Genomic DNA, 13345 nt, shown 5'->3' with positions numbered 1-13345 from the left:
ATGCCCCGACGAGGGTTGTTCTTCATCATCATCTTGTTCCAGAACGGTTGCCGGATTGGTAAGCAATCCGTGGAACCATTTGGCCATTTCGTCCATCAGGGGCACGTCATGGCTGGTAGGAGAGTTGCGGAACGTCAAAGCACGTGTCGTTCATGTCACCGTCCTGGGTGACCCAGCCCTTACTGTCCGTCCACCGTGCGACCGACAGGCACGCCTTCCGGGCCCGGGGCGGATCGGGAAGCCTCCGGTAGGTGACGGGGATCAGGAGCCCGTCGGCGGTGTACGGCGTCCCCCGGTTCATGAAGCGGTCGACACACGCGCGCGTGACGTCGCCGCCGGGGCAGGAGCGCGCGGCGTCCCTGAACCACATCGCTGCGGCCCAGCCCTCCAGCTGCCACTGGGAGTGCGTCTTGAACGTCCTTGTCGCGGCGCGGAAGGCGCGCACGGCCGGGTGCCCGGTGTCCTCGTAGTTGCGGCTCGCGCCGGTCGCCCACAGGGCGTCCCGGCAGTGCGGGGCGTCCTTGTAGTCGGCGGCGACGGACGACGTCCAGTTCTGTACGTTCGTGACCTTCGCGGTGACGCGGACGCCGGCCCGGTCCATGGCCGCGCACAGCCGGGCGTTGCCGTGCGCGTCGACGGCGTCGAAGACCAGGTCGACGCCGCGCTCCTTCAAGTCGGCTGCCACGGCGCGGAAGTTCGGCAGGGCGAAGTCGACCTGTTCGGTGACCACGCGGTACCCCTCGGCCTTCAGACCGCGCCTCACGAGCCGTGCGTACGCGGCGGACGCCGCCTGGTTGTAGGAGACGACGGCGGCGGTGCGGGCGCCCTGTTCGCGCTTGAAGTAGCGGTACACCTCGGTGCCGCCGTAGAGCTTGCCGTCCCAGCCGGGCGTCCCGTCGCGCGGCGCGAGGCTGCCGTAGATCCCGTACAGGTGCGGATACGTGTCGTAGGCGGCACCGATGGGCTGGCCGCCGATGTCGGGCACGCGCGCGCGGGAGACGCGTTCCGCGCCCGCGTAGTCGAGGGAGGTCGTGGCGACGAGGGCGACGACCTTCTCCTCGTCGATGAGCTGGTGCACGCATCCGTTGTTGCCGACGCCGCTGCCGCCGTCGTCACAGGTGTGCACCTCGACACGGCGTCCCTGGATGCCGCCTTTCGCGTTCAGGTTCCGGAAGTACGCCTGTGCGCCGTCGCGGGTGTCGGTGAAGGTGCTGCCGCCGACGGGGCTGGTGGCGCTGGTGACGATGCCGACGCGGATCGGCGCCGCGGACCGTGGCGCCGTGGGCGTGGCGCGGTGCTCGAAGTCGCTCTCCGGCAGCCGCGAGCCGCATGCCGTGACCGCCAGGAGTGCGAGGCCCGCGGCGAACGCCCTAGCAGCCCGGGCCGGGCGAGGCATTGCCGCTCAACTGCACCAGCGCGCACAGCGTGTTGACGGACACCTTCCACGTCCCGTCCTGTTCGACCGCGGTCCCCTTGGCGTCGGGCAGGACGGTGGCGCCCTTGAGCGCCAGCGCGTACGTCACGTCCGCGGCCGTCGCCGACGTGAACGCGATGGTGTCGACGGTCGCCTCGACCTGGCCCCCGCGCTTGTCGCCGCTGAAGCTCTTGAGGACCTGCCCCATCTTCGCGCCGTCCTCCAGGACGGTCTGTTTCTCCTTCATCGGCACGGAGGGGTCGAAGAACTTCTTCCAGTTCTTCTTGATCTCCTTCTCGGCGGCTGCCCGGTCCTTCGGCGCGTCCGCGCGGGGGCTCGGTTTCCCGGACGACGGGCTCGGCTCCTGCGAGGACGGGGTGGGCGGCGGACTGCCGTCCCCGCCGCCGCTGTCGTCGCCGCACGCCGTGAGCGCCGGTCCGAGTGCCAGGGCCGTGACGAGGACGAGCGCCGCGGCCCGTCCGCGCCCCGTCCCGATGCTGCTCCCGCTGCTGCTCCAGAGAACCAAAGGGCTCACCGCCGGATGTCGGTCCGGACCTCAACTCCGCCCGGAGCTTTCAGGGTTGGCCTGTCAGAAGGCATAGTGCAAGCGATCGGCCGACAAGACCAGACACAGGCAACACACGACACCGTGGGGAGCCAACGATGCGGACTGCCCGGCTACGTACAGTGCGCCCCGTCCTGTGGGCGGGCCTCGCCGCTCTCGCCGCGGGAGCGGTGCTCTGCGTGGTCGGCTGGTACGGGATGTCCGGCGAGCGGTTCGCCGAGCGCCAACTGCCCTATCTCGCCTCGTGCACGGTGCCCGGTGCGGCCCTGATCGTCGCCGGCGCCGTGCTCCTCACGTACGGCAGAGGCACCCTGGCGACCTCCCGCGTGACGGAGCTGTACGAGCTTCTGGTCGCGGTCGACAACCCGGCCGCGGGCGAGCCGGACCTCGCCCCGCTCGCCTCCAGCGGCGACCTTCTGATGGTCCCCGGCGGCACCTTGTGGCACCGGGCGGACTGTCCGCTCGTCGAGGGCAAGCCGCAGGCGGTGCCGGCCGACGCGGGCGCCATCGCGTCCGGCGGCCTGGGCCCGTGCCCCATCTGCGAGCCCCGCGGCGGGAGCTGAGGCGGTGCCCCCCTTCGCGGACGGCCTCACGTACGACCTCACGCTCGCCGGCCTGTCCGTGGGCGCGGCGGCGGCGCTGACCGGGATCGGCCTGATCGTCACCCACCGCGCGACGGGTGTGCTCAACTTCGCGCACGGGGCGATCGCGATGTTCTGCGCCTGTCTGCTGCGGCAGTTGGTGGTGGGGTGGGGCTGGCCGCTGTGGGCGGGGGCGGCGCTCGTGCTGCTCGGCGCGGCTCCGGCGCTCGGACTCGCCCTGGAGCGCTGGGTGTTCAGGTCACTCGCCACCGCAGGGGCCGATCCGGCGCGCACCCTCGTCGCGTCGATCGGCGTGTTCGTCCTGCTCGTCGGCGCGGCGGCGCTGCTGTGGGGCACGGGCGCGCAGGAGGACGCCCCGACGCTCATCCCGGCCGAACCATGGGGGCAGTTGGGCGTGGCGTGCGCGCTCGGGGTCGCGGTGTGGGCGGTCACCCGGTGGACGCGGTTCGGCGGGCAGTTGCGGGCCGTCGTCGACAACCGGCCGCTGGCGGTGCTCGGTGGTGTCGACGCGGACCGGGTAGCGGCGGCGGGCTGGGCGTTCGGCGCGTTCACGGCGGGCCTGACGGGCGTGCTGCTCGCCCCGTACGTGCGGCTCGACCCGTACGGTCTGCCGCTGCTCGTGATGGAGGTCGTGGCGGTGGCGGTGGCCGCGCGGATGCGGCTCCTCTCCGTGGCGGTCGTCGTGGCGCTCACCATCGGGGTGGCACAGAGCCAGCTGACGCGGCTGCACCCGGGCGGCCGGGCCGAGCCGCTGCTCCAGGCGGTCGGGGCGAACCTGTTCGTGGTGGCGCTGCTCGTCGCGGCGCTCGTGCTGCCCGGGATCGGCGGGAAGGGGGATCTGCCGCGCGCGGCGACCCGGCACGTGGTGCCCGCGCCGCCGGGCGCCTGGCCGGTGGCGGCGGTCCTGTTCCTGCTGCCGCTGGGCTTCGCGGGCTCGGACCTCCAGACGTCGATCCAGATACCTGCGCTGGCCCTGATCCTGCTCTCGCTGGTGGTGGTGACGGGCCGGGCGGGTCAACTGGCGCTCGGGCAGGGCGCGTTCGCGGGCCTCGGCGCCCTCTTCGCTTCGCTCCTGTCGCTGGGGAGGTTCCCGGGACTCCCCCAACTCCCCGGCCTCGCCGCGCTCTTGTTCGCGGTCCTGCTGGTCGCTCCGCTCGGGCTGCTCACCGCCGTACCCGCGATCGGCCGGCACGGCCTCGCGCTCGCACTGGCCACGTTCGCGGTGGGCGTCGGAGTCAGCCGGTTCGTGTTCGCGCAGCCGTACGCGGCGTCGGGCCTCGCCCCGGGCCGCCCGGCCGGCTTCGACGGCGACCGGGCGTACTACGTCCTCGAACTGACCCTGCTCGCCGGGGCGTTGGCCGTCGTCGCGGCGCTGCGCCGGGGCCGCACCGGACGCGCGCTGGCCGCCGTACGGGACCACGAGGCGGGGGCGTCGGCGGCCGGGGTGCCGGTGCCGGCGCTGAAGGTGGCGGCGTTCGTGGTGGGCGCGGGGCTCGCGGCGCTCGGCGGCGGCCTGCTGGCGTTCGGCCTGCGCTCCTTCGACCCCGGCGCGTACGACCCGGTGCGCGGCCTGCTGTGGTTCGCGGCGATCGTGGTGCTCGGCGCGGACAGCCCCCTCGGCGCCCTGGCCGGCGCGGCGCTCCTGGTGGGCCTCGACGCGGGGGCGCGCGGCGGGGTCGCGGCGGCGGTCGTGGGGGTCCTCGCTGTACTGGTGGGCCGCTTCCCGCAGGGGCCGTACGAGGCGGTGCGGGCGGTTCTCGTACGGGGACGGGGGCGGGGGCGGCTCACTGTGCGGGGCGCTGAAGTGCGGGATGCGCTGCGTCGGGGCGGGGGCCTCCACAAAGCGCGGCCCGCGCTGGAGGGCCGCCTTGCCCACCCTGCCGCCCAAGGCGGCGGATTGCCCAAGTCGGGGGGCGGCGGCAGAGAGCTGAGCCACTCCCCCACACAGCCCACGCCCACCCTCTCCGCCGCCCACCTCACCGTCACCTACGACGGCCGCCCCGTCCTGCGTGACGTCAGCCTGCGCGTCCCCGCCGGGCGGATCACCGCTGTCATCGGGCCCAACGGGGCGGGCAAGAGCACCCTGTTCCACTGCCTCGCCGGGACGCTGCGGCCCGACGCGGGCCGGGTGCGGTTCGGGGAGCGGGACATCACCGCGCTGCCGGCCCACGCCCGCACCCGGCTCGGCGTGGCCCGCACGTTCCAACAGCTCGTCGTCTTCCCGTCGTTGACCGTGGCCGAGAACCTTCGCATCGGCGCCGAGCAGGGCCGCGTCCGGGATCCGGCGGCCGTCCCCCGCCTGCTCCGGCTGTTCGGCCTGCGGGGCGAGCGGCCCACCGCCGATCTGCCGACCGGCACCCTGCGCCGGGTCGAACTGGCCCGCGCCCTCGCGGGCGGCCCGCACGTCCTGCTGCTCGACGAACCCGCGGCGGGCCTGGACGACGCAGAAGTCGCTTATCTGGCAGGCCTGTTGAAGGCTCTGGCCGCCGACGGGACGGCCGTGCTGGTCGTCGAGCACGACCTGGACCTGGTGGCGGACCTCGCGGACACGGTCCACGTCCTGACGGCGGGCAATTTGGTGTCGTCCGGGCGCCCGGACGCGGTGCTGGACGAGCGGCGGACACCATGAGGCGGGGCATGGAACTGCGCGCCGCCCGCGTCCGCTACGGCCCCCTGGAAGCCCTGCACGGCCTCACCCTCGCCGCCCCCGCCGGGACGGTCACCGTCCTGCTCGGCCGCAACGGCTCCGGCCGCACCACCGTCCTGCGCGCCCTCGCCGGCACCGTCGCGCTGTCCGGCGGGACCGTCACCTGGGACGGCGTCGACGTCACCCGGCGCACGGCGCACGCCCGCGCGGCGGCGGGCCTGTGCTTCGTCCCCGACCGGCAGGCCGTCTTCGCCTCCCTCGGCGTTGCCGAGAACCTCGAACTCGCCTCCCCCGACGGGGACTTCACCACCGCCCTCGACGCCTATCCGGAGCTGCGCCCGCTCCTCGGACGTCGCGCGGGCACCCTCTCCGGTGGCGAGCAGCGCATGCTCGCCGTGTCCCGCGCCCTGCTGTCGCGCGCCCGCGTGGTCCTGGTCGACGAACCGGCCCAGGGCATGTCCCCGCCGGTGGCGCACCGCACGTACGCCTTGCTGGGCGGTCTGGACGCCTGCGTGGTCCTCGCCGAACAGCGACTGCCGCCCGGCCTGCGCACGGGCGGCGCGGGCGGGGCGGCAGTCCTGGTGTACGAACTCGGCCGCGGCACCGTGGTGTTCGCGGGCGAGGCGACCGAGCGGGCCACCCCTTGCGGGACAGCCGAGCGGGCTACGACTTACCGGTCTTCGGAATGAGCAGCATCGTCCCCACGTTGAGCCGGTCCGGGTGCGGGCCGACCATGTCCCGGTTGGCCTTGTACAGCGCCCGCCAGCCGCCCTTCACCTTGAACCGGGCCGCGATCGAGGCGAGCGTCTCGCCGCGCTGCACCACATGGACGCGCCCGTCGAGCCGGTACGCCTTCGAGCAGGCGGGCCAGGCCCGCCAGCCCTGGCTGCGCAGCACCTCCTCGGCGATCTCGATCTGCTCGGCGCGGGTCGCGAGGTCCGCGCGCGGCGCATACTTGAGCCCGCCGTGCTCCTCCCAGGTGGGCTGCCAGAACTGGAGCCCCCCGTAGAAGGAGTTGCCGGTGTTCTTCTTCCAGTCGCCGCTGCTCTCGCACTCCGCGAGGCAGGACCACGGCCACTGATCGCGGGCGCAGTCGTACGGCTTGCGGACGATGACCCCCGGGCCCGGGGCGGGCGGCGGGGAGGCGGACGCGGCGACCGGGACAAGCGCCAGCGCGAGCAGTGCGCCCAGCAGGCTCACCGCCCAGCGCCGGACCTCCGGCGGCTTCGGCATCGTGGACATCAGGGCGGGCATCAGGTGCATCGCGTCACGCTAAGCAGCGGGCACGGGGGCGCCTCCCGTGCCGCGCCGCACCCGGCGCGGCCCCACCCGGTCGGCGGACGGGCTACCCCAGCAGCAGGCGCCGGCCCGGCACGATCAGGTCCGGATCGGCTCCGATCACCGCCTCGTTGACGGCGTAGAGGCGCTTCCAGCTCACCCCGTGCGCCGCCGCGATGCTGCCGAGCGTGTCCCCGGAGCGCACGACGTAGCCGCCGCGCCGGGCCGATCCGCGGTCCGCGTGCCCCGAAGCCCGCTTCGGGGCCGTGGACTTGGGCGCGCTCTTGGAGGCCTTCGCCGCCGACGGCGCACCGCCGTACGCGCCGGCCCGGGCCGAGCAGGTGGGCCAGGCGCCCCAGCCCTGCGCGCGCTGCACCTTGGCGGCGACGGCGATCTGCTGCGCCTTGGACGCCCGGTCGGCCGTCCCGGCGTAGGCCCCTCCGCCGTACGCGCGCCAGGTGCCGGCGGAGAACTGGAGCCCGCCGTAGTAGCCGTTGCCGGTGTTGATGTGCCAGTTTCCGCCGCTCTCGCAGCGGGCGATGCGGTCCCAGACGCCGGCGTCCGCCGCGTGGGCGGTGCCGCCGAGGGCGAGGAGACCGAGCGGGGCGAGCAGAGCCGCCCCGGCGAATGCCGCTGTCGTTCGAGCCGTACGTGTCGGCACGGACATGAGATTCCCTCTCGTGGACTGCGAGGTGCAGACGGCGCTGGAATCTAGGCAGCCCACACGGCCCGCATCAACCAACTCCTCGTCACTCCAGGCCAGTTCGCCGTTACCCGAAGTAGCGACGAATTCAGGCCACCCACTTAATTGCCCGATGTCCGAATTTGTCGACCACGCACTCCGGTGATCTGTGACCCAGCTCACCGGTTCAACTTGCTCGGAATACCGACAAGTTGGCATGGAGTGACAAATTCCGGGCGCCTCTTCACCGTGCGCTTCGGATGGGTGGATTCCGTTCGGTTCCGGGCGTGACTCCGGCCACAGATCACCCGTTGACCCTTCATACGCACACATCCGATGTGAGGAGCCACCCGTGCCGCGCTTGCTCGACGTGAGTGACGACGTCCGCGCCGAGATCGGCGACGAAGAAGCCGACCGGCTGCTCGCCGGGGAGAACGCCCCCGGCGGGTACGACTGCACGTCGTGCCGCACCCCCGGCGACCCCGAGCAGGAACGCACCAGCACGGTGCTGTTCGTCGGCGACGAGACCGCCGTCCTGGCCTTCGCCCACGCCGCCTGCCTGCCCTCCCAGGTCGTCCAGGTCGCCGAGGACCAGCTCCAGGGCGCCGTACGGGCCGTCGCCGGCTACTCCGGGGACGCACCCGCCGCCACCCAGGCCCAGGCCGTGCTCGGCGTCACCAGCGGCCTGGTGCTGCTCGGCGGCGAGCTGCACCCGGCGCTGGTCGTGGAGCCCACGGGCCCCATCTCGCGCCCCGGCGCCGAGGCCGGCGGCGACGACTTCCTGCCGCTCCTGATCGAGCAGGGCTTCATGCCGCTCGCCGAGCTGACCGAGGCGCCGCGCACCCTGCCCGGCTGGTCGGTGCTGCTCGCCATGGGCCAGCTGCACGCGGTCCTCCAGCCCGGCACCGGCGGCTCGCCCTCCCAGGTCGCCTGGTGGCAGGCGCACCAGCCGCTCCAGGTCACCGAGGGCTGGCGCGCCGCGGCCAACAAGACGCACACGGTGCTCGTGTTCGCTGCCCCGGTCGGCTCGATCGGCCGTCAGGGCCGCGAGGACCTGCTCCGCGACGCCCTCGACAAGGCCGCGGCGAACGGCCGTCTGGTCGCGGCGGCGATGCCGCTCGCCGGTACCTGAGCCCGTACCCGGGCCGACACCTGAGCCGAGCCCGGACCGCACCCGAGCCCGTCCCCCGGACCCCCACGAATGCGCCGGTCACACTCCTGACGCCCCGCAAAAGCCGAGGCCAAGGGCGCATCCGTCGGGGGTCCGGGTCGTTGGCACATACGTGCACCCATACGACCCCACCTCATCCCCGGCAGGCCGGCGACAGCCGTACCCGCACCACATCCCGTCGATGCGTCCGGCGGAGGAGCAGCCGGCCACCCGTTCGGCCACGCCGATCTACGACGCCCTGTACGCGGAGTACCGCCGGTCCTTCCGGGCGCTGCCCGGCGACCGCAGCGGCGAGGAGGATCTGGGGTTCACGGCGTTCGGCACGGGCCCGTACGGAGCGCGCCACCACGGCAGCCCGCACTACCCGACGGCTCAGCACCACTGGAACGCGCAGAACACGCAGCACGGCCAGCACATGCAGCACCCACAGACGAACGGGCGGCAGCACAGTCAGGGACATCACTTCCCTGCCGCGCTGCCGCCCGGTCCGCGCCACGAGCGCTGAGCTCTGCTACTTCTTCTTGCCGCGCTTCTCGCGCACCCGCACCGAGATGTGGATGGGCGTGCCCTGGAAGCCGAACTCCTCGCGCAGCCGGCGCTCGATGAAGCGCCGGTAGCCGGCCTCGATGAACCCGGAGGCGAACAGCACGAACCGCGGCGGCTTCGTACCGGCCTGCGTGCCGAACAGGATGCGGGGCTGCTTGCCGCCGCGGACCGGGTGCGGGTGGGAGGCCACGAGCTCGCCGAGGAAGGAGTTCAGGCGGCCCGTCGGGACGCGGGTCTCCCAGCCGGCCAGGGCCGTCTCGATCGCGGGGACCAGCTTCTCCATGTGGCGGCCGGTCTGGGCCGACACGTTCACCCGCGGCGCCCAGGCGACCTGCGCGAGCTCGGTCTCGATCTCGCGCTCGAGGTAGTAGCGGCGCTCCTCGTCGAGGGTGTCCCACTTGTTGTACGCCATGACGATCGCGCGTCCGGCGTCCACGGCCATCGTGACGATGCGCTGGTCCTGGACGCTGATCGAGTCCGAGGCGTCGATCAGGATGACCGCGACCTCGGCCTTCTCGACCGCGGCGGCGGTGCGCAGCGAGGCGTAGTAGTCGGCCCCGGACTGCAGGTGGACCTTCTTGCGGATACCGGCGGTGTCGACGAACTTCCAGGTGACACCGCCGAGTTCGATCAGCTCGTCGACCGGGTCGCGGGTGGTGCCCGCCAGCTCGTTGACGACGACGCGGTCCTCGTTGGCCACCTTGTTGAGCAGCGACGACTTTCCTACGTTCGGACGGCCGATCAGCGCGATGCGGCGCGGGCCGCCGACGGCGGTGCCGAAGGTCTGCGGGGGCGCTTCGGGCAGCGCCTCGATGACCGCGTCGAGCATGTCGCCGGTGCCGCGGCCGTGCAGCGAGGAGACGGGGTGCGGCTCGCCGATGCCGAGCGACCACAGGGCGGTGGCGTCGGCCTCGCCGGACGGGCCGTCGACCTTGTTGGCGCAGAGCACGACGGGCTTGTTGGCCTTGCGCAGGAGGCGTACGACGGCCTCGTCGGTGTCGGTGACGCCGACCGTGGAGTCGACGACGAAGACGACGGCGTCAGCGGTCTCGATCGCGTACTCGGCCTGCGCGGCCACCGACGCGTCGATGCCGAGCACGTCCTGCTCCCAGCCACCGGTGTCGACGACCTTGAAGCGGCGGCCCGCCCACTCGGCCTCGTAGGTGACGCGGTCGCGGGTGACGCCCGGCTTGTCCTCGACGACGGCCTCACGGCGGCCGATGATGCGGTTCACCAGGGTCGACTTGCCGACGTTCGGGCGGCCGACGACGGCGAGCACGGGCAGCGGGCCGTGGCCCGCCTCCTCGATCGCGCCCTCGACGTCCTCGATGTCGAAGCCCTCTTCGGCGGCGAGCTCCATGAACTCCGCGTACTCAGAGTCGCCGAGCGCCCCGTGCTCATGGTCCGGGGAGCCCTCGGGCTGGATCTGGTCGTTCATGAAGTCCGTACCTCGTCGTTCATTCGTGGTGATCGGTGCGCGTACCCACGAGAGGTGCGCGCACTACTGAAAGTCTCGCTCAGCGCCCGGTCAGGCGCCTGGCGTCGTCCAGGTGGGCGGTGAGCCGCTCCTGGATGCGCACGGTCGCCTCGTCGAGGGCCTTGCGCGTACGCCGTCCGCTGCCGTCGCCCGCCTCGAAGGGGTCGCCGAACACGACGTCGACCCGGCTCCTGAGCGGGGGCAGCCCCTTTATCAACCGTCCGTGCTTCTCCGTGCTTCCCAGCACCGCCACCGGGACGATCGGGGCGCCGGAGCGCACCGCGAAGTACGACAGCCCGGCCCGCAGCGAGGCGAAGTCGCCCTCGCCGCGCGTCCCCTCGGGGAAGATGCCGAGCACACCGCCGTCGGCGAGGACGCCCAGCGCACGCGTGATGGCCGTCCGGTCCGCGGTGGAACGGTCGACCTTCACCTGGCCGATCCCTTCGAGGAAGGGACCGAGCGGCCCGACGAACGCCTCCTGCTTGATCAGGAAGTGCGTCGGCCGCGGGGCGACACCCATGACCATGGGGCCGTCGATGTTGTGGGAGTGGTTCACGGCGAAGATCACCGGGCCTGCGGCGGGCACCCGCCACGACCCGAGCACGCGCGGTTTCCACAGCCCGTACATCAGACCGACGCCGATGCGCCGCCCGACCTCGGCGCCCCGCTCCGAGGGAGCCTGGCTCACTTCGAGGCCCGCTTCTCCTCGACGAGGGTCACGACGCACTCGATGACCTGCTGCAACGTGAGCTCCGTGGTGTCGACCTCGACGGCGTCGTCGGCCTTGGCCAGCGGCGACGTCTTGCGGCTGGAGTCGGCCTGGTCGCGCTTGATCAGGGCCTCCTGCGTCGCCTTGACGTCGGCGCCCTTCAGCTCGCCGGAGCGGCGGGCGGCACGGGCCTCGGGCGAGGCGGTGAGGAAGATCTTCAGGTCGGCGTCGGGCAGCACCGTCGTACCGATGTCACGGCCCTCGACGACGATGCCCTTCTCGGCCGCGGCGGCGATGGAGCGCTGGAGCTCGGTGATCCGGGCGCGCACCTCGGGGACGGCGCTGACGGCGCTGACCTTGGAGGTGACCTCGGTGGTGCGGATGGGGCCCGCGACGTCCGTGCCGTCCACCGTGATGGTGGGGGCGGACGGGTCGGTGCCCGAGACGATCTCGGCCTTGCCGGCGACCGCGGCGATGGCGGAGGGGTCGGTCAGGTCGATGCCGTTGTGCACCATCCACCAGGTGATCGCCCGGTACTGGGCGCCGGTGTCCAGGTAGCTCAGGCCGAGCTGCGCGGCGACGGCCTTCGAGGTGCTCGACTTGCCCGTTCCGGAGGGGCCGTCGATGGCGACGATCACTGCTGCCGGGGCGGCGGTTTCCACGGTGACGGGCACCTTTCTGAGTACACGGGGCGGGGGCGGGGCGCAAAAGCGCCCCGCACAAGGTTACTGGCTCCCGCGAGCGCGTCTTACTGCCGCCTCTTCCACCGTCTCTTACTGCCGCATGGCCCAGCCGCGCTCGCGCAGGGCGGCGGCCAGCTTGGGCGCGGCCGCGGGCTGCACCATCAGCTGCACGAAACCGGCCTGCTGCCCGGTCGCGTGCTCGATCCGTACGTCCTCGACGTTGACCCCGGCCGCACCGGCGTCCGCGAAGATGCGGGCCAGCTCGCCGGGCTGGTCGGAGATGAGGACGGCCACGATCTCGTACGCCGCCGGGGCCGCGCCGTGCTTGCCGGGGACCCGGGACTGGCCCGCGTTCCCGCGCCGCAGCATCGTCTCGACGCCGTCGGCGCCCTCGCGGCGCTTGGCGTCGTCGGAGGACTGCAGGGAGCGCAGCGCCGCCACCGTCTGCTCCAGGTCGCCCGCGACCGCGGAGAGCAGGTCGGCGACGGGCCCCGGGTTCGCGGAGAGGATGTCGATCCACATCCGCGGGTCCGAGGCGGCGATCCGGGTCACGTCGCGGATGCCCTGGCCGCACAGCCGTACGGCGGCCTCCTCGGCGTTCTCCAGGCGGGCCGCGACCATGCTGGAGACGAGGTGCGGCATGTGCGAGACGAGGGCGACGGCCCGGTCGTGGGCGTCCGCGTCCATGACGACGGGCACCGCGCGGCAGAGCGCGACCAGCTCCAGGGCGAGGTTGAGCACCTCGGTGTCGGTGTCCCGGGTCGGCGTGAGCACCCAGGGGCGTCCCTCGAAGAGGTCGGCGGTCGCGGCGAGCGGGCCGCTGCGCTCCCGGCCGCTCATCGGGTGCGTACCGATGTAGGGGGTGAGGTCGAGGCCGAGCGCCTCCAGCTCGCGGCGCGGGCCGCCCTTGACGCTGGCGACGTCGATGTAGGCGCGGGCCACCTGCCGGCGCATGGCCTCGGCGAGCTCACCGGCGACGTGCGCGGGCGGCACGGCGACGACGCACAGGTCGACGGGCCCCTCGGGCTCCTCGTCGGTCCCGGCGCCGAGGGCGGCCGCGGTGCGGGCCTGCTGCGGGTCGTGGTCGGCGAGGTGCACGGTGACGCCGCGCGAGGCGAGGGCGAGGGCGGCGGAGGTGCCGATCAGGCCGGTGCCGATGACGAGTGCGGTTCTCACTGGGCGATGTCCTTGCGCAGGGCGGCCGCGGCGCCGAGGTAGACGTGCGCCACCTCGGACCGGGGCAGTTCGGTCTCGACGTGGGCGAGGAGGCGGACGACGCGCGGCATGGCGCCGGCGATGTCGAGTTCCTGGGCGCAGATGAGGGGGACGTCGACGATGCCGAGCTTGCGGGCGGCGGCGGCCGGGAAGTCGGAGTGCAGGTCGGGCGTCGCCGTGAACCAGATCGAGATCAGGTCGTCGTGGGTCAGCCCGTTCCGCTCGATGACGGCGGTGAGCAGCTCGCTGACCTGCTCGTCCATGTGCCCGGCCTCGTCCCGCTCCAGCTGGACGGCGCCCCGCACCGCTCGTACCGCCACGGTGTCACTCCTTGATCCTGTCCGTACGTTCTGCCG

General features: G+C 73.1%; 14 protein-coding genes. 5 read left to right on the top strand and 9 right to left on the bottom strand.

What is annotated here, in order from left to right:
- Positions 1-106: 106 nt before the first annotated feature.
- The gene (locus AB0L37_RS33250) at positions 107-1396 is read right to left on the bottom strand and encodes an ABC transporter substrate-binding protein (protein WP_365513998.1); all 1290 of its coding nucleotides are present in this window, start codon (positions 1394-1396) and stop codon (positions 107-109) included.
- Positions 1371-1910, bottom strand: a complete 540-nt coding sequence (locus tag AB0L37_RS33245) for a hypothetical protein (protein ID WP_365514050.1) — start codon at positions 1908-1910, stop codon at positions 1371-1373. The genes AB0L37_RS33250 and AB0L37_RS33245 overlap by 26 nt, the downstream gene beginning before the upstream one ends.
- Before the next feature lie 167 nt (positions 1911-2077).
- On the opposite strand from AB0L37_RS33245, the gene AB0L37_RS33240 reads away from it, so the two are divergent.
- From AB0L37_RS33240 to AB0L37_RS33230, 3 genes are read left to right on the top strand one after another with little or no spacing between them, the layout of a single operon-like run.
- On the top strand, positions 2078-2542 hold the full coding sequence (locus tag AB0L37_RS33240; protein WP_365513995.1) for a hypothetical protein: 465 nt from the start codon (positions 2078-2080) through the stop codon (positions 2540-2542).
- A 4-nt stretch (positions 2543-2546) separates the two neighbouring features.
- On the top strand, positions 2547-5210 hold the full coding sequence (locus AB0L37_RS33235) for an ATP-binding cassette domain-containing protein (protein ID WP_365513992.1): 2664 nt from the start codon (positions 2547-2549) through the stop codon (positions 5208-5210).
- Positions 5211-5218: 8 nt separating this feature from the next.
- On the top strand, positions 5219-5917 hold the full coding sequence (locus tag AB0L37_RS33230; RefSeq protein WP_365513989.1) for an ATP-binding cassette domain-containing protein: 699 nt from the start codon (positions 5219-5221) through the stop codon (positions 5915-5917).
- Here the strand turns inward: AB0L37_RS33230 and AB0L37_RS33225 are convergent.
- Both AB0L37_RS33225 and AB0L37_RS33220 read right to left on the bottom strand, forming a co-directional pair.
- Entirely contained in the window at positions 5892-6482 is a 591-nt protein-coding gene (locus AB0L37_RS33225; protein WP_365514047.1) for a transglycosylase family protein, read from the bottom strand. The two genes, AB0L37_RS33230 and AB0L37_RS33225, sit on opposite strands and share 26 nt — an antisense overlap.
- Positions 6483-6573: 91 nt before the next feature.
- Positions 6574-7173 carry a transglycosylase family protein gene (locus AB0L37_RS33220; RefSeq protein ID WP_365513986.1) on the bottom strand — a complete coding sequence of 200 codons (600 nt, stop codon included), beginning with the start codon at positions 7171-7173 and terminating at the stop codon, positions 6574-6576.
- Between the two features lie 367 nt (positions 7174-7540).
- On the opposite strand from AB0L37_RS33220, the gene AB0L37_RS33215 reads away from it, so the two are divergent.
- Together AB0L37_RS33215 and AB0L37_RS33210 are read left to right on the top strand one after the other, a co-directional pair.
- Positions 7541-8320 carry a hypothetical protein gene (locus AB0L37_RS33215; protein ID WP_365513983.1) on the top strand — a complete coding sequence of 260 codons (780 nt, stop codon included), beginning with the start codon at positions 7541-7543 and terminating at the stop codon, positions 8318-8320.
- A gap of 220 nt (positions 8321-8540) precedes the next feature.
- Positions 8541-8864, top strand: coding sequence for a hypothetical protein (locus AB0L37_RS33210; RefSeq protein WP_365513980.1), 324 nt, complete (start codon positions 8541-8543; stop codon positions 8862-8864).
- 6 nt (positions 8865-8870) lie between these two features.
- Here AB0L37_RS33210 and der read toward each other — a convergent pair whose 3' ends face one another.
- From der to aroH, 5 genes are all read right to left on the bottom strand, one after another.
- Positions 8871-10343: a ribosome biogenesis GTPase Der gene (gene der / locus AB0L37_RS33205; RefSeq protein ID WP_365513977.1), complete on the bottom strand. Its 1473-nt coding sequence runs from the start codon at positions 10341-10343 to the stop codon at positions 8871-8873.
- Positions 10344-10422: 79 nt separating this feature from the next.
- Positions 10423-11109, bottom strand: a complete 687-nt coding sequence (locus tag AB0L37_RS33200; RefSeq protein ID WP_365513974.1) for a lysophospholipid acyltransferase family protein — start codon at positions 11107-11109, stop codon at positions 10423-10425.
- Positions 11067-11753 carry a (d)CMP kinase gene (gene cmk, locus AB0L37_RS33195; RefSeq protein WP_365513972.1) on the bottom strand — a complete coding sequence of 229 codons (687 nt, stop codon included), beginning with the start codon at positions 11751-11753 and terminating at the stop codon, positions 11067-11069. The genes AB0L37_RS33200 and cmk overlap by 43 nt, the downstream gene beginning before the upstream one ends.
- A gap of 111 nt (positions 11754-11864) precedes the next feature.
- Positions 11865-12950 (bottom strand): prephenate dehydrogenase, encoded by a 1086-nt coding sequence (locus AB0L37_RS33190; protein WP_365513969.1) that lies wholly within the window; start codon positions 12948-12950, stop codon positions 11865-11867.
- Complete coding sequence (gene aroH / locus AB0L37_RS33185; protein WP_338694990.1) at positions 12947-13309, bottom strand: chorismate mutase; 363 nt, start codon at positions 13307-13309, stop codon at positions 12947-12949. Before aroH ends, AB0L37_RS33190 begins: the two co-directional genes overlap by 4 nt.
- Between the last annotated feature and the right edge of the window lie 36 nt (positions 13310-13345).

The sequence above is a fragment of the Streptomyces sp. NPDC052225 genome, assembly GCF_040679615.1.
GTDB lineage: Bacteria > Actinomycetota > Actinomycetes > Streptomycetales > Streptomycetaceae > Streptomyces.
This window is presented reverse-complemented; position numbering and strand designations above follow the sequence as displayed.